The organism is Bacteroides stercorirosoris (assembly GCF_900142015.1).
Classification (GTDB): Bacteria; Bacteroidota; Bacteroidia; order Bacteroidales; family Bacteroidaceae; genus Bacteroides; species Bacteroides stercorirosoris.
The window spans coordinates 245,871-269,693 of sequence record NZ_FQZN01000002.1; the positions used below are offsets into that span (position 1 = coordinate 245,871).

The window sequence follows — 23,823 nt, forward strand, 5'->3', positions numbered from 1 at the left end:
ATTGATCTACAAACTGACCATGAAAAGAATCGGAATATCCCTTGTCCTATACATAGTAACCACCCTCTTTTGTTTCGGACAACTGCCGCACACCTTTACCCAATACACTTCGGAAAACGGGCTCTCCCAAAGCACCATCATGAGCATTCTGCAGGATCATAAAGGGCTCATGTGGTTCGCTACCTGGGATGGCCTCTACAAATTCGATGGATATGCCTTCAAGAACTATAAAGCCCATCCGGGTGACAGTATCGGATTGAGCAACAATCGTCTGGACAACATTAAGGAAGACAAATACGGATACATTTGGGTGCAAAGTTATAACCACCAGGTTTATCGCTTCAATCCACGGCTCGAGCAGTTTCAGGCCATCCCTTACAACAACTATCTGTCTCTGGATATGTATGTTCTCCCATGCGGAGATATATGGATTGTTACCATCCAAAACGAACTTCTCCATATCACCACTCACCCGGAAACTTATGAATTGAATGTAACGGATTTCTTCAAATCCCATCAGGTTCCCTATTCGGAAAAGATTAATTCTATCTTTCAGGATAAGCGGGGGAATCAGTGGATTCTTACCGAAAACGGTTTATACAGACTGAACCATAACGGCAGTGAAGAGAAATTCTCCTCCTATTTCGTTGCCCCTCCCGAAAATGACAAGCAACCTTTTTATGATGTGCTGGAAAATGACAATACCCTCTATTTCACTTCCAGAAAAGGATGCGTATACGAGTACCATCCGGACAACGGGCAGTTTACAAGGCAGGAATTTCCCACATCCTCCTCTATCCGGACTATCCGGCAACTGAAAAAAGATAAATTATTTATCGGTACGGATCGTGACGGATTCTTCGTTTACGGACAAAAGGACAAGAGTTACCGTCATTACAGCACCCCTTTTCTTAAAGACAAGCAAATCAGAACAGCATATATCGACAGCAACGGTGAAGCATGGATACGCCTCAACACTAAAGGAGTTACCCACTTCAATCCTGAAAATGAGCAGTTTGATTACTTCATCCTGCAAGATAAGTACGGAAAAGATATCGTGGACTCCCGTCCGGAAATGTACGTATACGAAGATAGTAACGGTTCCCTATGGCTGCACCCCTCCGGAGGCGGTTTTGCCTGGTATGACCGGAAAAACAACCGCATCCGCCCGTTTTACAATCCCGCCCTGCAATCCGGCTGGAGTGCAGACAACAAAGTTACCACTGTCTTTACTGACAAGCAGGGGAATTTATGGCTCGGTTCATACGGCAACGGACTGGAAAAAATATCCTTCAATACCAATCACTTCCATCTGCTCACGGCTGCCCCGGACGATCCGGAGTTTCCGGGAAGCAATGTCCGTGCCATTTATCAGGACCGGAACGGATATATCTGGACCGGAAACAAAGATAAGAAAGTACGTATCTACGACAAGAACCGTCATTATGTGGGGGTTCTTACAACAAAGGGTACGATTGTTCCCCACAGTACAGATGAAATTGGTAATGCCTACGCCATCATGCAGGACCATGAAGGGACAGTGTGGATAGGCACCAAAGGCAACGGACTGTTTGCCGCCAAACCGCAGAATAACCCATTGAACTATCACCTTACCCAGTATACGGCTGAAACAAACGATATATACAGTCTGAGCGGCAACGAGATTTACAGCCTGTACGAAGACCACCGGCAACGAATATGGATTGCCACATTTGAGGGCGGCATAAACTATCTGGAACGGGGAAACCACCAAGAACCCGTCCGATTCATCAACTACCGGAACCGTCTGAAAAACTATCCCATCAGTCAATGTTACCGTACACGCTTCATCACATCCGATACCCAGAAAAATATCTGGATAGGAAGCGCTACGGGATTACTGATGTGTTCAGGCAACTTCAACGAGCCGGAAGAAATAAAATTCCAGCGTTATTGCCGCATACCCGGAGATACCAATAGCCTCAGCAACAACGATGTGCACAACATTTTCTTCACAAAGAAAGGAGAAATGTATGTCGCCACTTTCGGAGGCGGACTAAACAAACTGCTTTCACTCGATGGAGACCGGGCACGCTTCCAGGCATATACAATGAGAAACGGACTTCCGTCGGATGTCCTGTTGTCCATTCAGGAAGATACACACGGCAACTTGTGGTGTGCCACAGAGAAGGAATTATGCAAATTCACTCCCGACACGGACAAGATTATAAACTATCCTTCCAGAACTTTCCCGCAACGAATCAATTTCAATGAAGGAGTAGCCTTGCGGACAGAATCCGACTATTTGATGTTTAACACGGTGAAAGGAGCGTTTTACTTCTTCCCGGACTCCATCAATACCAGTACCTATATTCCTCCCATCATTTTCACCCGGCTACAGCAGGCCGAGAAGACAGTACCCCCCGAAGAAGACGGCATACTCACCACTCACATTGACGATACCCGACTTCTGACACTACCTCATGACAAGAACGGCTTCAGCATCCAATTTGCAGCCTTGGACATGAAATATCCCGAAAACATCTCCTACTCCTACAAGTTGGAAGGCTTCGAGAATAACTGGAATGACATCGGCAACCAGCGAACCGCTACCTACACCAACCTGCCCAAAGGACACTACACCCTGAAAGTCCGCTCCACAAACAGTGACGGTATATGGGTGGAAAATACGCGTACATTAGAGATAACCGTGCTCCCCTCCTTTTGGGAAACTCCGTGGGCATATTCGCTTTATGTACTATTCATCTTATTAGTCATTTTCACAGCAACTTATATCCTCTTCACCATCTTCCGGCTCAAACATAAAGTGTTCGTGGAGCAGGAGATATCCGATATCAAATTACGCTTCTTCACGAATATATCGCATGAGCTACGTACTCCGTTGACGCTGATTGCCGGCCCGATAGAGCAAGTACTGCAACACGGCAAACTGAATAATGAAGAGCGGGAACAGCTGGTTTTAGTGGAACGAAACACCAACCGCATGCTACGCCTGGTAAATCAGATTCTGGACTTCCGCAAAATACAAAACAAAAAGATGAAGATGCGGGTACAGCAAATCGACCTTATCCCTTTCATCCGTCATATCATGGAGAACTTCCATAGCCTGGCAGATGAACATCAGATAGATTTCGGGCTGAGCACGCCAAATTCTTCCCTCAAGATATGGGCAGATTCCGACAAACTGGAGAAGATACTATTCAACCTGTTGTCAAATGCTTTCAAATACACTCCCCAAGGCAAGCAGATTCAGGTAACCGTGCAGGAAGACGGGAATGATGTGAACATTGCAGTAGAAGACCAAGGCATCGGCATTGCCGAGAATAAACAGAAATCCCTGTTCGTCCGGTTTGAAAACCTGGTAGATAAGAATCTTTTCAACCAGGCCAGCACCGGCATTGGATTGTCGCTTGTGAAAGAACTGATTGATATGCACCACGGCACAATCAGCATTCGGAGCAAACTTGGAGAGGGCAGCTGCTTCACCGTCCGATTGCCTAAAGGAAAAGAGCACTTCGACCAGACTGTCGAGTTTATCCTGTCCGATTATGTAATCGACGATACTGCAACAGCACACATCGGCAGCCCACTTTCTTCTTTCACCGGAAACGAAGAAGAAAACCTGAACAGCGAAAGGGAAACCATTCTGATAGTGGAAGACAACCAGGAACTACGCTTTTTCATAAGAACCATCTTTACCCAATACTTTAATGTGATAGAGGCTGAGAACGGAAATACCGGACTGGAGAAAAGTAAGAAGTATATGCCGGACATCATCATCAGCGACGTAATGATGCCGGAAAAAGACGGCATCGAAATGGCACGTGAACTCAGGGAGGGAATGACCACCAGCCATATTCCCATCGTTATGCTGACTGCCAAATCAACCATCGAAAGCAAGATAGAAGGAATGGAGCTAGGAGTGGACGATTACATTACCAAACCTTTCAGTGCCGCATATCTGAAAGCGCGTATATTCAATCTGCTTGAGCAACGCAAGAAGTTGCAGGCACTGTATTGTGCCAGTCTATTGACTTCTCCCGCCGAACAACAACCGGAAGGAACGGAAAAAGTGACAGCCCCTGCCCTCTCTCCCAACGACCGGAAGTTCATGGATAAAGTCATGGAAACCATTGAAAAACATCTGGATAACGGCGACCTCACAGTCGAAGATATTGCCGGTGAAGTGAACATGAGCCGCTCCGTATTCTTTAAAAAGCTGAAAACGCTGACCGGATTGTCACCTGTTGAGTTTCTGAGAGAGATTCGTATGAAACGGGCAGCCCAGTTGATAGAAACAGAAGAATATAATATGGCTCAGATAGCCTATATGGTGGGACTAAATGATTCCCACTACTTTAGTAAATGCTTTAAGCAACAGTATGGTATGACCCCGACGGAGTATAAGGAAAAGCGGAAACAGGTAATTAGTAACTAATGCAAATCAAGAATTTGCTTTGATTCATTTCCGTAGCGGTTTTGATGCACCACAGATTACACAGATTTACACAGATTAGGGAAGATATCTCTGATTATTAACAAATTAATTCTGTGCTAATCTGTGTAATCTGTGGTGAAATAATTCATTTTTGTACAGTTTACAGGTTTTTATTCAAAAAAGCTAAAATCGCTTCCTGTACTTTTATCCCGCAATCATGCGGCATATCCCATAACTCCGTAACGAGTTTATCGCCTGCCGAACGACTCTCCCAAACTTTACGCATCTCCGCAAAAGCTGCGTTCACCCCAACAGGAGGAAACAGTTTGTCATGTTCCCCGTTAAGAAAGAACATCGGTTTGGGACAGGCAATGGACGCTATATGCGGATAATCCAGATAACGGCGGATGCCCGGCAACTGGTTGGCAAACCCACCCCGTTCCCTGCCGTACTCCCACGAAAGCTGACAGTCCGTAGTAACCATCCAGCAAACGGAAACTCCAGCCTGAATCCTATCAGACAGAGCCGAAAGCATCCAAGCACGGTATGCCCCCATCGAAAAGCCCATACAGGCAATACGTTTGGAATCCACTTCCGGCAGAGTCGCCAAGAAATCAGTCGTATACATATCTTCATAGTTCATAAAGGCACTCAAACTACGCCCCAGCATCATAAAGTTTCCGGCATTATCGGCATATTTACTGCCGTCAGCACCCTCCTTTCGTCCCCGTTCGCCCCAGTAGAGAGCATCTACAGAGATGACCACATAGCCGTGAGATGCCAGATAATCGCCCACGTATTGTCCGCCATAACACTGTTTGGCCCAGCCATCAGCATCCGCCAATACTTCCGAAGACACTCCAAAGGGACGAATCATCTTCTCCTTACCAATCGTATAATGGCCTCCATGATCATGCAACAATACGACAGCCGGGAAAGGCCCTTCCCCATCGGGCACCAGCATATAAGCATTCACCCGGGAATACCCCGTCAGGTTAAAACACAACTTCCGGGCTTTATATCCGTCACGCTGCTCTTCTGCAATTACTTCAACCTGATAGTCTGTGGTACGGGGCGGCGGAGCCAACATTGCATCCAGCACAGTATTGCGTGCCTGGCGACGCCACTTCTTAAAGTTCTTAATGGAACTGTTTCCCCAAGCCATGGGGTAGGTCAGCTCTTTTTTCAGCTGGTCCAAAAAGACCGGCATTTCTCTTTCCAGTTCATAACCGGATAATTGCTGAGAAAGGGCGGCTACCGAAGTAGCCAACCCTAACAACATGCAAAGAACAAATCTTTTTACCATATTATTTGATGTACGTTTGTCATTCAAATACAAAATTAATGAATAATACGAATCAGTAATTGAGTTTAGGCAACTCTTTATACCTATTGTTGCTTAAACCCGTAGCCATTCGTAATCCCCGAATTCAGCAATACCTGATAAACATTAGGCAATAAATGTATAGGCGGATTCTTTGCCGCATAATCCTCATCCGTATATCCGGCAAAAAGTTTCTTCGCATAGGAATCTTCATACTTCAACATATCTATCGCCCAAGGAGTCTGTACGTATCCGTCAGCCTCCAAAGCCTGTGCCTCAGCCGAACCCGGCGCTATGTACTCAAACAAGCCTTTTATTGCAACATTTGTCATTGTTACGCCTGCATAAGCAGGAACCAGACTTCCCCAATCATCATGTTGCCCACGCCAGCCGGGGAACAATACAGGGTCGTCCTGTTTGTCTGCCGGAGTTTGCGATGTCAGCCTATATCCGTACTCGGATTTGGCGTCAACCATCTTTGTCCAGATATAGGCAGGTATCTGGTTACCGTTATCAAAAGTATAGTAACCATCTTTACGAATACCGTCAATGATGGCACTCATCACTTTTCTATTTTCAACGGCAACTTCCGGAAGAATACCTGTACGGATAATATCGAAACGGCGCACACCTTCACCACTGAACTCCAAAGCACGCTCTTTCAGTACCGCATTGTAGACAGAACCGCAATCTGAGATATACTGTTCGAAGTTCGGGTCGTTATTGCCGGGGAATGCCCGGTTATGAACAAGAGCAAGATAGGTCTTCGCATTACCGTCATCTCCCAATGCCGCACACACTTCGGCCAGCATAAGATAAGCATCGGAAATACGCATATAAGAGAAATTGATGCCGGAATTACCATAAGTCTGTGTGTCAGGTGAGGTCATACGGTTCCAGTCCCATTTATTAGTACCCGGACCGCATCCTTTACCCCAAGCACTGCGGTCGAATGACTGTATCAGCTCCTGGCCTCCGCCGGTACTGCCCGTCACTGTAACCGAAGCGTCACGACGCATATCATTGTTGTCGAACCAACCATAATAGAAGTGTGCCTGTATGCGATCCTGTCCGCAAGCCACACAAGGTGCCTGTCCATTACCACCCGTTGACGGACGGCCTATATAGGCAGGGCGTGAAGAACCACCGTTATACTCATGAGGAAGTTCGTAAATAGACTCATCAGCAAGCGTTATGTTGTCAGCGGCATGCATCTGCTGGAATGTGTACTGATAAGGATTATTATATTCCTGTCCATTCTTGCCGGTGGAACGGGGGTCTGTCGTACGCATTACCACCGAACCCGGATTCATATAAATAGCCTGGAGATATTCTTTGGCTATCGAATACAGATTCTTCCAGTCGCTACGGCGGCCATAGACGGCACCATTCTTTTCTACACTCCAATCGTCAAAGGAGAGTGTTTTACCATCGCCGTCTACATAGAAATCAGCGCCAAGGTCTGTGCGGCGAGTTGCATAGCCACCATTGTAAAGGCAAAGGCGTGCTATAAGTCCCTGAACATACGTGCGGTTCATCACATCTGCCCTTGTTGTTCCTTCGCCCGGACGATACATATGGGGCTCCACTTCCCGAAGCTTCCGGATATGATAATCATAGATGGCATAACGGGAAGTCAGCCCTTGTGCTTTTTCACCGGCTTTCAACGCATGAGGCACATCTCCATACCAACGGCACAACTCCCAATAGCAAGTGGCGCGCAGAGCTACGGCCTGTCCGTAAATGTCCGAAAGATTGTTTGGCTCCCCCGTCATGATTTCCTGGAAGTTATCAAGCGCTTCAAAGCTGGATATCAGAGAGTTTGCCACGGATATTGTTTCGTAAATCTTGGTGAACACTTCCGTACCCTCTCCGGAGTCGATGTTATAAGAGCCCGTACCACCGGGATAAAACCATTTCTCACAGATTCCGGCACTACCTTCGTCATAGATGTCCTGGGAATCTTCGATATCAGACCCCCAGACCGGATGCCAGAAGAACCCTACATTGTGAAGACTTCTGTTTGCCCGAAGGGTTTCATAACCATAATACAATGCACCGCGCGCTGACTCTTCATTTGAGAAAACAAAATCGCGGTCTACTACACTCGGAGACGAAGTGTCGAGGAAATCCTGACAGCCGCTCATCGCAAATGTGACTACTGTTGCAAGAGCTATATTCAATATCTTTTTCATATTTTTTCTCTATTATTTTTCAATTACTGAATGACGGTTTAGAAAGTGATGTTAGCACCGAAAGTGAATGTACGCGCACGGGGATAGGTACCAAAGTCCATATTGAGTGTCGGGAAGATTCTCAGATTACTGTAGAATCCGCTTTGCCCGGTAGGAGTGGCATTCACCTCAGGGTCTATGCCCGAGTAGCCGGTAATAGTGAACAGATTGGTTGCCGTGAGATACAGGCGTACTTTATTTATTTTCACTTTAGCCAGCAAGTTTTTGGGCAACGTGTAACCGAAAGTCAACGTCTGCAAACGAAGATATGAACCATCTTCCAGCCATTCTGATGAGGTGATGCCGCTTTGGTGGTAAGGCAAGTGATATTTGGCATTGGCATTCAAAGCTCTCAGTTCATCAGGATTGGTAACCGCATATAAGTCACCCGCAGCATTCACATTGTAAACCTTAAAGGCATCAGCCACCCACGATGCACGTTGCGCACCGATACCGTCAAACTCTTGTCCGGATGCATTGATCATGGCGGCCACATTGTATATTTTACCTCCGGCCGTCCAGTTGAAGTTAGTGGAAAGGTCGAAATTCTTATAGTTGAAATTCAACTGGAAACTTCCTGTATGGCGGGGCATCACCTCGCCCAGGCAAGTAGCGTCGTCCAGGTCAACCGTGCCGCTTTCATCCACATCGCGGAACTTGGCTGCACCGGGGAAAGCAGTCTGTCCGGAAGGAAGGTCGTAAGGATGCATATAGGTAGCCGTCAGCGCTTTCGTGATGTCGGGCACACCTTCTTTCAAGACATATTGGCCGTTAGTATAATTAAAGTCATCCACCGTATAATATCCTTCGCTGACAAATCCGCGTACCAGGCCGATTGCTTTTCCTTCGACGAACATATAATCGTTGGTAGGAACCAAAGAGGAAGAACCCCAGTATGAAGAATAGAGATACTGGTCTGCATTGGGCAGTTCATCCAGCTTATTGCGGTTATAGTTATAGATAGCGCCCACATTGAAGCGGAAATCACCCTTGTTTATCACATCCACATTCACCGAAAGTTCAATTCCGCGGTTGGAAGTTTTTCCGAAGTTCTGGAACTGATAGGAATATCCTGTCGTATTATCCACAGGCACAGCCATCAACAAGTCTTTAGTAGTATTCCAGTATACTTCCAGGCTACCATTGATACGATTGTTCAGGAATCCGAAGTCAACACCCAGATTGCGGGAAATAGTGGTCTCCCATTTCAGTTTGGAATTGGCCAGCAAACCATCCGGACGATAGAACGAGCCAAGCTCACCGTTAATAGGTGTATGGTTACTGCCCGAACCCAGGCTCGACCAGGTTTCACGCCACAGATTAGAACTGATATTGTCACTACCCGAAGTACCGTAAGACAGACGAAGTTTCAGGTTGGAGAGCCAGTCCTTTGTTCCACTCATGAAAGGCTCTTCCGAAAGGCGCCATGCAAAAGCACCTGCGGGAAAATATCCCCAACGATTATCCGGCGCAAACTTTGAAGAACCATCGGCACGGAATGTTCCGGTGAAAAGGTAACGGTCCATAAACGTATAGCTCAGACGGCCGAAATATGATACCGTACGGGCGGGGACACTATAAGAGTTAGTAGCGGAAAAAGAAGTAGTCGCCGTATGAATCAATCCCATTGTAGTATCATAGTCAAACGTGCCGGGATAGCCACGACCGGTGATTTGAGAAGATTCAGAATCCGATTTCAAGATTTCGTTACCAAGAAGCACTGAGAATGAGTTGTTCTTGCCAAGTTCGAAATTATAGTTAAGAGTAGATACCGAACGCAAGCCGTCTCCCATGCCGCGGTTGAGAGTAGCGCGCTTATCTCCGTTGGTATATCCGTTCTCATAGTACGTACTCTTCGACGAACTGCGTGTAAGCGACAATTCGCTACGGGCTACGAGTCCCTTGACAATCTCCCAGGACAGAGCGGCCGATCCTCTTAACGAACGCGAATAGGACTTGTTCGTGATGTCGTTGATCAGTTCCACCGGATTGTGTTTATCATCTATATTCGCCACACCGAAGCTGAAGCCCGATGCTACTTCCGAGTAAGAAACTCCACCCAGCGGATTGTCAATAGGACGGTAACGATAAGCTCCCGACACATTGGAACCTTTACCGTTCGTGACTCCTTCCTGCCCGTTCATGTTGGACTCCGTATAGCGGAAATCAACATCCAGGTCGAGTGTCTTCGCCAACTGCTGGCGAATCTTGAAAGAAGCATTCAGACGGTTGTAATCAGAGTTTATTTTGATACCTTCATCATTGATATAACCCAATGAGAATATCACTTTCGTTTTATCCGTACCGCCCGAGATGTTTACGTTATGATTATGCGTCAATGCGGTACGCAGCACATCGTCCGTATAGTCATGTGCTTTCACGTTTGCATAGTCTGCATAATGGTTTCCGTATTTGCTTCCCAAACCGAAATACTTCTCAACAGCATCCTGATTGGCCGTACCGCGTGAGGCCGCATAGCTCCAGTTATGAAGAACATATTCCTGTGCAGAAAGGGTTTCAAGCGTCTTCGATACATTCTTTACCTGTACATAGCCGTCGTAGCTGACTTTAACCCGTCCCTCTTTGGCACTCTTGGTTGTGACAAGGATTACACCATTCGCACCGCGTGCACCATAAATAGCGGTGGACGATGCATCCTTCAATACGTCGATTGATTCTATTTCCGAAGCCGGTATGTCACTGATATTGCTCACCGGGAAACCATCGACCACATAAAGAGGGTCATTGGACTGTGTGATAGAACCACCGCCACGTACACGCACCGAGATGGTAGCGCCCGGACGACCGTCCTGTGATATCACATTCACACCTGGTAGACGCCCTTGCAATGCCTGTGCAACATTCGAAACGGGATTGGCTGCAACTTCATCTCCTTTCACCGAAGCTATCGCTCCGGTCAGGTCGCGACGTTTCACCGTACCGTAACCGATAACCACTACCTCATCCAAAACCTCCGTGTCTTCGTCCAACTGAATATTGAAAACACTCTTGCCTGCTACGGCTATATCCTGGTCTACATAACCTATATATGAAATATGCAGCACTGCATTAGCAGACACATTCATAGTAAAGTTACCATCCATATCAGAAACAACCCCGTTGGAGGTTCCTTTTTCCAGAATGGTAGCACCAATAATAGGTTCACCGGCGGCATCTTTTACCAAACCGGAAATCTTAATTGCTTTTTTGTCATTAGAAGCTTGTTGCACACCTGGGATAGATGTGCCTCCCACCGCTGCCGGAGCAGCCTGAGAAAAAGTCCCCAGATTGAGATAGGATAAAACCCCGAGCATTAGCATGACTTTTTTCCTGTAATTCATAAGTAAATGATTTTTTGATTAAACTTAGATATATTCTCTTCATTTTGGTTAATGAACAAGGTGCCATAGGCTGTACCTTGCACTTGCAAAGTAGTGGAATATATATTTATTTCAGGTGAAAAATATGCTTGATTCGGTGTAAAAATCACCTTACCCCATCCTAAATATGCTGTAGATGGGATAAGGGGGAAAATCTCACAATACAGACACAAAAAATCCCCCCGGATTTACTCTTTCATGCAAGAGTGAAGCCGGGGGGATAAACAATCAAGTGCTTTCCGTTTATTTCAGATGTTTCAATATCCACTTCAACTGCCCATATTCCGTATCATTGGAAGTCCAGTGTTCATTAATCGGGGTAATCAAGGCTTCTTTCGGACAATCCAGCGTGTTATAAACAGCATAGCTGGTGGTCGGCGGACATACATCGTCGTTGTATCCCCAGGTTATATAAGTAGGCACCTTTATCAGCCGGGCGAAGTTCACTACATCATAATAAGCCATTGTCTTGAGCTTATCGGGTGTATCCATCCCCGCCGTGCGGAAGAAGTGGGGATAACCACCGGCACGCCCGGCCTTATAACCGGCCATATCGCTCAAAGCGGGATGATTGGCCACACAAGCACTGACGCGATTGTCCAGACCTGTCGTAATCAGAGCCAAAGCTCCACCCTGGCTGCCACCCTGGACAATAACATTCCGTCCGTCCCATTCCGGCAGGGAAGTAAGCAAGTCGATGCTGCGTACACAAGCCAGATAGACACGTTTCATATAATAATTATCACGATTGTCCAAACCATTGTTCAGATAGCCGTTTTCCCTGCCGTTGAAGGCATCGCTGATTTCCTTGAATTCTTCTGCGGTCATTGTCGGGTTCAGCCCGTGTATCTCGATTTCAAAACGGATGCATCCCTCTTCTGCATAATATTTATGGCGCAAAGGTTCCTTGATGGTCTTGATGCCCGCTCCCGGTGGGCAAAGCACAACCGGACAAGAACCTTTCGCTGCATTCTTCGGATAGAAAAGATAACCGTAGATACTTTGTCCACGACTATTCAGCATCAATTTGACAAGGTAACAGTCCACCTTATCAGTGCAGTATTCTTTTGCCAGTTCCTTCGTGTAAGTCAGCGGATATTTGGCGGCTTCCGCTTTATTGTTATCCCAGAATTCTTTAAAGTCTTTGGGCATCTGCGTATAAGGCTTGATATTCTCCGGAGAGAAACCGACTTTTACGTGGTGCTTATAGCTCTTTCCATCCACAGTTGCCGTCATCCGGCAATCACGGAATCCCGGTTCCTTCATGGTTCCGATGGTAATCACAGCCTTGCCTTGTTTCAAGGTGACAGAACCGGACGTTTCGGCAGGCATCATATCTCCACCTATCTCATAAGATACGGTCACACCATCCCGTGGAATACCATATTTATAGAATTGTACTTCAACCGTAGCTTTCTCTCCGGTCTTATAAATCCAGTCGGCATGATTGGGTACGGTCACCCAAAGGACATCGCTCCGGTACGGATAATTCTCCGCAGATGCAAACGACAGCGGAAGTAACAAAGCAAACAGCAATACAAACAGGTTCTTTTTCATCATTGTGTTTTAATGTTTTTCAGTTCTTATTTATTTTCAGTTCTTATCAGCGTTTTATTACCAATAACTCATTCCCGTTTTTCAACGGATTCCATCCGTCTACTCCGGCAAGTACAGTTTCGGGCTCATAGCCTTTGATGTTTTTCAACTGACGGGAGAAAGGAGCACGTACTTTCGGATTAGCTCCTTCACCTGTACTTTCGTATTCAGCATAAAATACGGTCTTCTCGGCTTCCTTATTTCCCCAGTTATTCCAACCGGCGGGAATAATGTGTTTACCTAAATTGCAACGGATAAAGACCGCCTGCGCATACGGACGCCAGGGACGTGAAAGATACACATCGTCCACACCGTCGTCAGCCGTCAACCGGCAGTCATAGAATACATAACCATACTTCTGTCCCTGGTCGGTGGAAGGTGCCGTCACATAACCACCTCTTTTACTATGGATATGGCAACGGTTGAATACCGCCGTCGACCAGCCGAAAATGAAATCGACCGTACCTTCTATGTAGCAATCTTCATAATATTGGCGGCAACCTTTCCCATAGGTATAGAGTGTATCCTGGCAACCGAGAAAACGGCAGTTCTTGAAGTAAACACGGTCGGCACTGACAAAACAAGCCACAGCCTGCCCCACCGGGCCGGAAGAGTTTTCAAACGTGATATTCTCCGCATAAAAATCGGGAGCATAAATATAGCAGGAAGACGAACCGGAAGTTCCCTTTTCCTCACCAAAACAATTCTTTTTCTGTGCATAATCGTCGTAGGAAAGCACAGCTCCGTCTTGCCCGATCAATGAAACATTGATTTTACTTTCCGGAACCACGATTTTCTCCTTATACACGCCTTTGCGAACCAATATCGTAGTGCGTACATTCTTACGGAAATCGGGAACGGCATCAATAGCCTCCTGCACCGTAAAGAAATCTCCGCTACCATCTTGCGCCACCACATAATCATAATGACGGACATATTTCGCCAGTTCCGGCACTTCCTTAGCTATTGCATCCATAGCCAGACCGGCCACTATACGGCCCCCATAAACATTCAGATGAGTATTATCTTCACGACCCTTAGGCAGGGCGGCAACCTGATTGGCAGGTACCCACATGAACAGTTTCTTCGATTCTACGGGTCCCATACCCTCCACCAGCTCATGCGTAACCTTATTCATATCCACAAATGCCACTCCAAGCTCTTTCGCAACATTTCGCGGAGAGTCCAGATAAGCACCATGCGTATCAATCAGTTTATCACTTTCTGCGGCTGCAGGTTGTTCCGAAGCCTCCCGCCTCGCATCCGGATTCACTCCTTTCTGTATGTCATCCTGGCTGATGGCCTGAGCCACCACATTTCCGTTTGCCGTCCCGAAGTTACGGCGCACGATAGAGTTAAACAAGACCGGAATGCCGCCTTTGGCACGTGTCTCGTTCACAAATCGTTTCAGATTCCCATCAAAGGTGCCGCCCGGAGAGGTATAACGTTTCGGGTCCGACTTCTCATCATTGTGTCCGAACTGGATAAATACGTAGTCTCCTTTCTTCACCTGCGAAATGACTTTCTCCCAGCGTCCTTCATCAATGAAGCTCTTGGAACTGCGCCCGTTCACAGCATGATTGTCCACGCGAATTTCTTCGGAAAGATAACCGGGCAACATCTGTCCCCAGCCACGTTCGGGGTTTCCACCCGTCAACGGTTTATTGGCCATTGTAGAGTCACCAATCATAAAAATAGTAATCACAGGTTTATCGGCTCTGAAAGCGGAGAGCAGAAAGAACAAGCCCAACAGTAATGTCAACTTATGTTTCATGGTTCATTATTTATAAAATAGTATTCTTAATTTTCCGGGTGCAATATTACCCAAAAACAGAGGTTTTGAAGTGTAAAAAATGCCGCAATCGGTAGAATAATTAATATTTGCGATAAAACCAATACCTTGTCAACAAGAAGTTAACTTCCTGTCAACAAAGAGTTAGCTTCCTGTCGACAAGAAGTTAACTTCTTGTAGGCAGGAAGCTAAGTACCTAATTCACAGGCTTCCAGTCACTGCACATTCTATAGATATAATTCAGGTCATCGTATTGGACTGCCTCCTTCTTGGTCAGCTGCTGCGCCCATTTCACACGACCGGTCACCGAAGCACCGTCCCCCTTACTTCCATACTCAGCGTAGCGAGCCGTCCGTTCATTTTCCGCTTTGCCCCAGTTATGCCATCCTTCGGGACGAATGTGCTTGCCCATCTCACAATTGATGAATACGGTAGCGGCGTATGGTCTCCAGGGACGTCCCAGATATACTTTATCCACTCCCGGTTCGGCAGTCAGCCTGCAACTTTTGAAAACATAGCCTACTGCAATATCTTCGGGGGTAGAAGCTGCCGTCACGTAAGAATTGGTTTTGCTACGAATTTCGCAATTCTCAAATAAGGCGGTAGAAGGGCCGAAAATAAAATCGGTGGTTCCTTCGATGTAGCAATCCACGAAATACAGGCGTGTGCCTGCGGCACCTGTATAGATAGTATCCTGGTTTCCCAGAAAGCGGCAGTTTATGAACACCAGCTTGTCCCCCTCCGTATGGAGTGCAACAGCTTGTCCCAGCCTGGCAGCATTGTTCTCTATAGTCAGATTCTTGAAAGTGATGTTGTTGCCCTGCACTTTCACTGTATAGGTACGGAAAGTTCCCATCTTATTGATATTGGCATGGTCATCATAAGTGATAATCGTTTTTTCCGCGCTTTCACCAATGAAATCCACATTCTGAACCCAGGACGGGATAATTACTTTCTCCTTATAAACGCCATTCTTCACCAGCACCGTTACCTTATAGTCCATAAAGGCGCGAATGCCTTCCATTGCTTCTGTCAGCGTACGATAGTCACCCGAACCGTCGCGGGCTACTACAATCGTATCCTTATATTGGGACTGTGCCGACATCGGCATGATGCCCACGAGCAAGAGGGCGATACCACATAAATAATAGGTCAGTCGTTTCATTGTCTTATTTCTGATTTACGATTTCCTTAACTTGTTGCAGGCGCTCCCACTCCAGGCTTGCCATGATAAACGGACCTACCGCTTTGGGGTCATTACTACGGATTGTTTCATTTATATAATAGGTGTAGTCGCCCATACGGTAGTTCTTACCGCCCAAACCGGCAACCGCACAAGCCTTGGTTATAGTCACCACACCGTTTTTATCCACTTCGATGAAGTTATCGAGAATACCTTGATAACCTTTCAGCGCTACTTTCAGATAAGATTTATCAATATAACCTTTACGAACAGCTTTGAACAATGCATATACGAACATAGTAGAGCAAGAAGACTCCAGATAGTTCCCCTTCTCACCGCTCTTGTCCAACACCTGATACCACAATCCTGTCTTCGGATCTTGTATACGCTTCACTTGTGCAGCAATATTATTAAGGATAACCAACATCGAATCACGTCCGGCCTCATGCTTCGGGATAAAGTCAAGTGCATCAACAAATGCCATAGCATACCAGCCCATAGCACGCCCCCAGCTGTGTTGCGATTGTCCTGTAACGGGGTCTGCCCAACGCTCCTTGCGGCTTACATCGCAAGCATGACGATAGAGTCCGTTCTTCGGGTCGTATGTATGTTGGGTCACTGTAATGAACTGATTGACAATATCCTTATAATCCTGTACACGATTGTTGCGGAAAGCATATTCGGCATAGAAAGGCGCTCCCATATAGAGGCCATCCAGCCACATTTGGTTCGGATAAACCTTCTTATGCCAGAAACCGCCATCATCATTACGCGGATGGGTATCAAGCTGGCTGCGTAGCAAGTCAATCGCTTTTTTATATTTCTCGTCTTTCGTCTGTTCGTAGATACGGAACAGGAACTTTCCTGAGTTCAGACGGTCAATATTATATTCATGCAGTTTATAGGTTTCAATACTTCCGTCTTTGTGTATCATTGTGTCTGCATAGGCCAGGGCATAGTCGAACATTTTCTGATCTCCATACGCATCATATACATCCAGCATGGCCTGCAATTCCAGTCCGTGGCAATAATCCCATTTCAATTTCGGTTGGAAATCCAATTGCCATGATTCCGGGCAACGAATCATTTCCGACTCTACCATACGTACCGACCACGGTTGCTTATCGCTTACCTTCTGAGCAGCTAACTGGGTGGAGCAAATCAATGCTCCCATAACAAAAGTTTTACAAAGTAGATTGTTCATCATTCTGTTCTTGTTTTTAGGTATATAGATTATATTAAGTAATGTGACAAAGATAGCGGTTCTCACCTAAAACGTTGTGTACTTTTCGACTGAAAAGGTGCATTATTTATTTTTGCCCTCCGTAAAGTTAGTTTTTCGTGTACGAGAACGAGTGTTTTCGTGCACGATAACGAGTTTTTTTGCCATTTATTTGCACTTGAAACAAAAATTGCAGGAAATTAGACGAAAAATGTATTGATTTACATCAAATAATGTGTATTTTTGGCCCCAGAAATAAGAATTAATAATTTTAAATCAACGTATCATGAGTTTAAATCAAAATGCAATGGGAAAGATGACCAACTACAGGTGGACCATCTGTGCCATGTTATTTTTTGCGACAACAGTAAACTACCTTGACCGCCAGGTGCTGTCATTGACGTGGGATGAATTTATCAAACCTGAATTCCACTGGGACGAATCACATTACGGAACTATCACTTCTGTTTTCTCTATTGTTTATGCAGTATGTATGTTGTTTGCCGGTCGTTTTATCGACTGGATGGGTACTAAGAAAGGTTTCCTCTGGGCTATCGGCGTATGGTCGGCAGGTGCTTGTCTTCACGCTCTTTGCGGTGTTGTAACCGAACATTTCGTAGGTCTGCACAGTGCAGCCGAACTTATGGGCGCTACAGGTGATGTAGTGGTAACTATCGCCACCATCAGTATGTACTGTTTCCTTGCAGCCCGTTGTGTACTGGCACTTGGTGAAGCGGGTAACTTCCCCGCAGCCATCAAAGTGACTGCTGAGTATTTCCCTAAGAAAGACCGCGCGTATGCTACTTCTATCTTCAATGCCGGTGCTTCTATCGGTGCCCTGGTTGCTCCGTTGACTATTCCTTTGCTTGCCAAGGCATGGGGTTGGGAAATGGCTTTCATCGTAATTGGTGGTCTTGGATTTATCTGGATGGGCTTTTGGGTATTCATGTACTCTAAACCTTCTGAAAGCAAGCACGTGAACAAAGCCGAGCTTGAATACATCGAACAAGACAAGCACGAAGAAGGTGCAGCTCCCGTTGTAGAAGAGAAAGACGAAAAGAAGATGAAATTCTGGCAATGCTTCAGCTACAAACAGACGTGGGCATTCGCTTTCGGTAAATTCATGACTGATGGTGTATGGTGGTTCTTCTTGTTCTGGACTCCTTCTTATCTGAACACACAGTTCGGTATCAAAACCTCCGAAGGATTGGGTATCGCATTGATCTTTACTCTATATGCCATCACGATGCTTTCTATCTATGGCGGTAAATTGCCTACCATTATTATCAACAGGACCGGTTTGAACCCCTATGCAGCACGTATGCGTGCGATGTTGATCTTCGCATTCTTCCCGCTGGTAGTATTGCTGGCACAGCCTTTGGGTACGATTTCTCCGTGGTTGCCGGTAATCATGATCGGTATCGGTGGTGCAGCTCACCAGTCTTGGTCTGCCAACATCTTCTCTACTGTAAGTGATATGTTCCCGAGAGCAGCTATTGCAAGTATTACGGGTATCGGTGGTATGGCCGGTGGTTTCGGCTCAATGATTCTCCAGAAAGTAGCCGGTAACTTGTTCGTATATTCATCCGGAAGCACAATGGTAGATGGAAAAGAAGTGGAAATGACTCATGATTTACTTGAGCAAGGTGCACAGTTCGTACGTCCTGCTATGGAATTTATGGGATTCTCCGGTAAACCCGCAGGATACTTCATCATCTTCTGCGTATGTGCAGTAGCTTATTTGATTGGTTGGGTTGTAATGAAGGCGTTGGTTCCGAAATACAAACCTATCGTATTGGAATAATACCGGAATCATAGTATAAACAAATAACGAAAAAGGTGCTCTCTTTGCAGGGGGCACCTTTTTTAGTATATATAGGAAAAGTACAGACACAAAAAAAGCCCCTTCTCACGAAGCGACTCTCTTCTGCTCTCTCCCGTGAAAAACGTGAACCTCAGTATACTTTAGCAATTTTACCTTCAAACGGTCCATGAGAGATACGGGAGCGCAAAACTTCAAGGTGAAAAAAAGGGAAGTCTCACGACTTCCACAATTCTTCTAACCTTAAATCTAAATCTCTATGAAAAAAACGTGCGACAAATATAGGGGTTTATCTCATTCAGAAATACTAATAAAATATATAAAGAAAAGAGGAACGTTTAAGATTTGCTAAATGAGGGCGACGAAGCCTTAGAGAACCGTATCTAACAAGTCCGCATAGATAGGGTTTTGTTGTAACAAATGGGGCACTCCTGTCATAAACAATTGCTTGCGGGCACGGGTAAGAGCTACGTTCAGTTTACGGTCAATCCACACTCCTCTCTCTTCCGTAAGATTGGCAAGGAACTTTAGCTGGTAAGTACGATTCACACAGAAGGAATAAATGATCACATCGCGCTCGCTTCCCTGAAAACGTTCGACGGTATCTACCAGGATGTCGTTCAAGGCCGGGATTCCCAAAGCCGCTATTTCGCTTTTAATGAGGGCTATCTGACTACGATAAGGGGTGATGATCCCCAAAGTCAGGGCAGGCTGGAAGCCCGGACCGCCAGCCTCGTATTGCCGATAGACAGCAGTAGCCAGCCGGGCCACAAGCTGTGCTTCAAAATGATTAATCTTTGCCGATTGTGATGCAGCTTCCGGTTCGGAAGGAAGAAACGCCACGCGACGTACCAATATATCTGCAAACTCATCTCCTTCAAGTTCCGGAGCAAGTACAAGTTCGCCTTGCTGATGCGGCAAGCCGACTGTTTCCAGTAACCCACCATAGAAGGCACGGTTCGGAAACCGCGCTACTTCCACGTTCATGCGTCCCTGGCGGCAAAGCATGTCATGGAAATGATTCATGGTTAGCGGTAAGTGATTAGCAGTGCAGGCAAGTTTACGGTAGAGACGTTCGAAAAAAGAATCTTTCAGGTTATGCAGTCCGATGCTGTGCAGACAATCCTCGCAGACCTCCGATTGAGATTCCGATTGAAGTACGACCGCAGGCAATTGCTTATGGTCACCTATGAGGATGAACTTACCGATGGCATTTCCGCCAGCCACGTTCCGGGCACAGAGAAGTCCCAACAATTGCGGTTCCAGTATCTGGGTGGCTTCATCCACAATAGCCACATCGAAAGTCTTCAGACGGAAAAGTTCGGTCTTGGAAGAGAATGTGGAGACTGTACCTACGAAAACACGGCAACGTTCTATCCGGGCATGCACTTCACGACGTGTGGAACAAGGTTCCAACACATTCTCTATCAGATGTGAGCGGAAAGAAGTATCACAGGAAAGTTCACTCCCGATACGGATAAAATCAATCCCGGGCGTTATAGCAGAGAGCGTCTTGCATATTTCATCTACTGCACGGTTCGTATACGAAAGCAGTAATATCTGTTTTCCCTCACGATAGAAAGCTTCCACCATACCACGCAAAGCGCGGGAAGTTTTTCCCGTACCCGGAGGGCCGACCAGAAGGAAATAATCCTTTGCTGCCTGAGCTTTCAGGGTGATACGGGAGAAATCATCCGGAGCAGCCGCAATGCAAGCATCAAAAGAAGGGTCGAATTCCGGTTCACGCTGGAATAATAATAAATCCCGGCGATCCTTGTTCGCGGAAAGAAAAGCGGAAAGCCCCAGATACATACTGCGGAAAGAAGTATCCATATAGTCGTGCTCAATGGCATAGCGGCTGTCAAGAGGAAGCACAGAGGTGTTTTGCTGAGAAGCACGGAGGCGGACACGGATATCCCGGTCGGTGATCCGTTCGATATTTCCTTTGAATACCATTTTATTGGTTACATTATCCGCGGCGTTATTACGTTGATACAGGACGACGGCATCACCTTCGCGGAAATTCGGTAAAGCCTGTGAAGGACGGGCGAATGATGATTCGCCCCCACAAGCATTATGTTCACCTTGCAGGGGCGAATCATCATTCGCCCGCAGCAACACAAGATACGCCTTATGCAGATCCGCCGCATGGTTCTCCTTGATGGTCAGGTCATACAAAATCTCGCCCGCCTCGCACTTTTCTTCAAGCGTAGACAGCCACAACGCAGCGGCACCTGTACGGCCTTCATAGTCAACATCTCCCGATTTGGAAGTATATAATTCTTTGGTTATAAAGTTATAGAGCGTATGGAAATAACACTGTTCCAGCGGAGTAAGCTTACAGATACGCTGCGTCACAGCATCAATGGACGGGCAAAGATAGCGTTTCCACAAAGTATTGTCCAGATGACGCTCGTTCAACGTATCCGGATTGATATCCTTCAACCGTTCCGCGGTGTAGTGCGGGCTGTTGCGCAACTGCATGCCGTATTCATTTGCCACAATCCGGTTACGTACATCCATTACACGCCGCACCATCGCCCAGGATGGGCGGGCAGGATATAACAACGGGTAACGGGTATACAGCAGATACGCCTTCACTTTGCGGTGATCCATCCCCATAGAATATTCCAGCACAGCCTGATAGAGCAGCATCTGTACTTTGTTATTTTCCTTTGGTTCCACTTTGCCCCGGATAGAGTATTCATCCGCTTTGCCCGACTTCATTTCTATGAAAGACGACATGTCACGCTGCATATAGTCCAAACGTCCTTGCAAGCCCAGGGCTTCACAAATATAGGTAGGTTCCAACACCGCATCCGCCTTGTCCAGTTCATAACCGGGAGCGCGGAATGTCTCCGTCACCGTTTGCCGGATATGGTCGAAGTGCCGCTTACAATCCGCAAAAAACTCTTTTTCCTTCTCCCTGTCCAGTAAATCAGCACAGGCAGCCAGTTCAATGGAATAGATACGGAAGGCTTTCTTCATACAAGCCAGATAGTCGGGTTCTTCCTTAGCGTAAATCCATTCATCCAGAAAAAGATTGGCGATGTTACCAAGCAAGAGAGGACGTGTATTATCGGGCGACTGCAAGCGCGCCAGCAGATAATTGGCGGGATGATGCCCGTAATCTTTGAAACATTCTGCAAGAGAACTGATATCCAACAGATAATCAGGCTCCAATATGATAAAGGAAGGCGTCAGGATGCCTGCTTCATCCACAGCCACATCCAGCAAGTTGACTTGCGCATGACGCCACAGCAGCCGACAGGTTTCGGCAAACTCTTCATTCACCTGCGGCACATTATAACGCACCCGCAACGGTTCGTCGGCAACGGTGTCTACAGGAGATACATATAAAAAGGCCTCATCGGCATACTGGAAACAGACACGCATCCGTCTTATCCGTTCCCTGGCGGGTGGAGAAACGATATAAGTGGCATCTGCACGAGGTAACAGGCGATAGAGCACGGCAGGAATTTCGTCTCCCGTAAGCCGTTTCACAAAGAAAGCCAGTGTCTTGACATCCCGTAAGAGGTTCTCACGCGAGGGTTCAGCCTGCCGGTTCAGTACGGCATTGGAAGTCAGACGGAAAGTATGCAGACGATTTTGTTCTACGACAGATAGTCCGGCTTTGGACGCTACGAAACTGATGCGTGCGGAGAGATCGGTCATTTGCAAGCTGCCATCCGGCATCTGTGTACGGCAAAGGCGTTCCAGAAACTCACGGAGCTGGCGGTAAGCCGCCGTCAGCGGGATATCTTCATCTCGGCAGACGGTAAGTAAAAAGTGATAGTATTCGTGTACGTCTTCTTCCATCATTCCTCCTTGTCTTCATCAGTCTCGTCCGCGTCGGTCTTCTTGTCCTTAATCATCAAGATACTCAACTCATAGAGCAGATAAAGCGGAACGGAAACCACGGTCAGAGTGAAAGGGTCGCCCGTCGGGGTAATGATAGCTGCGACAATTACGATAATCACCAGTGCATGACGGCGATACTTACGCAGGAAAGATTTGTGCACCAGTCCCAGCAATGAAAGCAGCCAGGTCACCAATGGCAACTCAAAGGCAAGGCCCATGCAAAGCACCAGCATCATGAAATTGTCTATATAGGAGTTCAGGGAAATCTGATTCTCGATAGCCGCGCTCAATTGATAAGTGGAAAGGAAACGCAACGTCAACGGATAAACCATGAAATAGCCCAGCAGCACGCCGAGGAAAAACATCACCGTACCGATGCACAAGGCTTTCTTTACCCCACGGCGCTCATTGGGATAGAGTGCGGGACTGATAAATTTCCATATTTCAAAGAAAATATAAGGTGTAGCCGTCACCACCGACATCCAGAAAGCGGTGGACATATGTATAAAGAAGGGGGCTGCCAGATTGATATTAATAAGTTTGACATGGAAATCCTGTGTAAAGAAATCATCGTGAAGATCGAAGACTTTACCTACATAACGCAATACGTCATAAAAGATAAAATCATTGTGACAAGGTGCCAACACTACATTATCAAACAGCCACGGCATCGCAATGAAGTAACCGACAGCCAACACAAACCATACGCCGAGTACGCGAAACAGCACACGGCGCAATTCGTCCAAATGATCCCAAAAAGTTAGTTCTTTATCCGCCATAATTGAGTGAAAAAGCTACAGACTACAAAGTATAAAAGATAAGTACTCACTCATAATTAATGCGAATCAGGAGTTGAAACAGATTCATAACGGTACAGAAATGAAGCAAATAAGGAATGAGATAGACGATAATTTTGCGCAGCCTAAGGCTGAAAGCCTTTCATCTTATAGCCCAGGGCAACGCCCTGGGGA

The 23,823-nt window shown here is 46.5% G+C and carries 11 protein-coding genes; 2 read left to right on the forward strand and 9 right to left on the reverse strand.

Going from position 1 to position 23,823, the window contains the following annotated elements:
- Positions 1-19 precede the first annotated feature (19 nt).
- Complete coding sequence (locus BUC01_RS02465; protein WP_073312670.1) at positions 20-4,438, forward strand: hybrid sensor histidine kinase/response regulator transcription factor; 4,419 nt, start codon at positions 20-22, stop codon at positions 4,436-4,438.
- Between the two features lie 160 nt (positions 4,439-4,598).
- Here the strand turns inward: BUC01_RS02465 and BUC01_RS02470 are convergent, their stop codons facing one another.
- The 7 genes from BUC01_RS02470 to BUC01_RS02500 all read right to left on the reverse strand — a co-directional run bounded on the left by BUC01_RS02470 (position 4,599) and on the right by BUC01_RS02500 (position 17,154).
- Positions 4,599-5,744, reverse strand: a complete 1,146-nt coding sequence (locus tag BUC01_RS02470; protein ID WP_025830865.1) for a dienelactone hydrolase family protein — start codon at positions 5,742-5,744, stop codon at positions 4,599-4,601.
- A gap of 83 nt (positions 5,745-5,827) precedes the next feature.
- The gene (locus BUC01_RS02475; RefSeq protein ID WP_073312615.1) at positions 5,828-7,957 is read right to left on the reverse strand and encodes a RagB/SusD family nutrient uptake outer membrane protein; all 2,130 of its coding nucleotides are present in this window, start codon (positions 7,955-7,957) and stop codon (positions 5,828-5,830) included.
- Between the two features lie 38 nt (positions 7,958-7,995).
- Complete coding sequence (locus tag BUC01_RS02480; protein ID WP_073312617.1) at positions 7,996-11,337, reverse strand: SusC/RagA family TonB-linked outer membrane protein; 3,342 nt, start codon at positions 11,335-11,337, stop codon at positions 7,996-7,998.
- Positions 11,338-11,619: 282 nt separating this feature from the next.
- On the reverse strand, positions 11,620-12,936 hold the full coding sequence (locus BUC01_RS02485) for an acetylxylan esterase (protein WP_025830863.1): 1,317 nt from the start codon (positions 12,934-12,936) through the stop codon (positions 11,620-11,622).
- A 43-nt stretch (positions 12,937-12,979) separates the two neighbouring features.
- Positions 12,980-14,746, reverse strand: a complete 1,767-nt coding sequence (locus BUC01_RS02490; protein ID WP_073312619.1) for a pectinesterase family protein — start codon at positions 14,744-14,746, stop codon at positions 12,980-12,982.
- Positions 14,747-14,960: 214 nt separating this feature from the next.
- Positions 14,961-15,929: a pectinesterase family protein gene (locus BUC01_RS02495; RefSeq protein ID WP_025830862.1), complete on the reverse strand. Its 969-nt coding sequence runs from the start codon at positions 15,927-15,929 to the stop codon at positions 14,961-14,963.
- 4 nt (positions 15,930-15,933) lie between these two features.
- Positions 15,934-17,154: a glycoside hydrolase family 88/105 protein gene (locus BUC01_RS02500; protein WP_073312621.1), complete on the reverse strand. Its 1,221-nt coding sequence runs from the start codon at positions 17,152-17,154 to the stop codon at positions 15,934-15,936.
- 301 nt (positions 17,155-17,455) lie between these two features.
- On the opposite strand from BUC01_RS02500, the gene BUC01_RS02505 reads away from it, so the two are divergent.
- Positions 17,456-18,973, forward strand: coding sequence for an MFS transporter (locus BUC01_RS02505; protein WP_073312623.1), 1,518 nt, complete (start codon positions 17,456-17,458; stop codon positions 18,971-18,973).
- Positions 18,974-19,360: 387 nt separating this feature from the next.
- Here the strand turns inward: BUC01_RS02505 and BUC01_RS02510 are convergent, their stop codons facing one another.
- Both BUC01_RS02510 and tatC read right to left on the reverse strand, forming a co-directional pair.
- Positions 19,361-22,813 carry an AAA domain-containing protein gene (locus BUC01_RS02510; protein WP_394363896.1) on the reverse strand — a complete coding sequence of 1,151 codons (3,453 nt, stop codon included), beginning with the start codon at positions 22,811-22,813 and terminating at the stop codon, positions 19,361-19,363.
- Positions 22,810-23,631, reverse strand: a complete 822-nt coding sequence (tatC, locus tag BUC01_RS02515; protein ID WP_025830860.1) for a twin-arginine translocase subunit TatC — start codon at positions 23,629-23,631, stop codon at positions 22,810-22,812. Before tatC ends, BUC01_RS02510 begins: the two co-directional genes overlap by 4 nt.
- Between the last annotated feature and the right edge of the window lie 192 nt (positions 23,632-23,823).

Coding starts and splice junctions, on each gene's coding strand:
- BUC01_RS02510 (WP_394363896.1), bottom strand. CDS start 22,813: ATGATGGAAGAAGACGTACACGAATACTATCACTTTTTACTTACCGTC.
- BUC01_RS02505 (WP_073312623.1), top strand. CDS start 17,456: ATGAGTTTAAATCAAAATGCAATGGGAAAGATGACCAACTACAGGTGG.
- BUC01_RS02495 (WP_025830862.1), bottom strand. CDS start 15,929: ATGAAACGACTGACCTATTATTTATGTGGTATCGCCCTCTTGCTCGTG.
- BUC01_RS02475 (WP_073312615.1), bottom strand. CDS start 7,957: ATGAAAAAGATATTGAATATAGCTCTTGCAACAGTAGTCACATTTGCG.
- tatC (WP_025830860.1), bottom strand. CDS start 23,631: ATGGCGGATAAAGAACTAACTTTTTGGGATCATTTGGACGAATTGCGC.
- BUC01_RS02490 (WP_073312619.1), bottom strand. CDS start 14,746: ATGAAACATAAGTTGACATTACTGTTGGGCTTGTTCTTTCTGCTCTCC.
- BUC01_RS02470 (WP_025830865.1), bottom strand. CDS start 5,744: ATGGTAAAAAGATTTGTTCTTTGCATGTTGTTAGGGTTGGCTACTTCG.
- BUC01_RS02465 (WP_073312670.1), top strand. CDS start 20: ATGAAAAGAATCGGAATATCCCTTGTCCTATACATAGTAACCACCCTC.
- BUC01_RS02480 (WP_073312617.1), bottom strand. CDS start 11,337: ATGAATTACAGGAAAAAAGTCATGCTAATGCTCGGGGTTTTATCCTAT.
- BUC01_RS02500 (WP_073312621.1), bottom strand. CDS start 17,154: ATGATGAACAATCTACTTTGTAAAACTTTTGTTATGGGAGCATTGATT.
- BUC01_RS02485 (WP_025830863.1), bottom strand. CDS start 12,936: ATGATGAAAAAGAACCTGTTTGTATTGCTGTTTGCTTTGTTACTTCCG.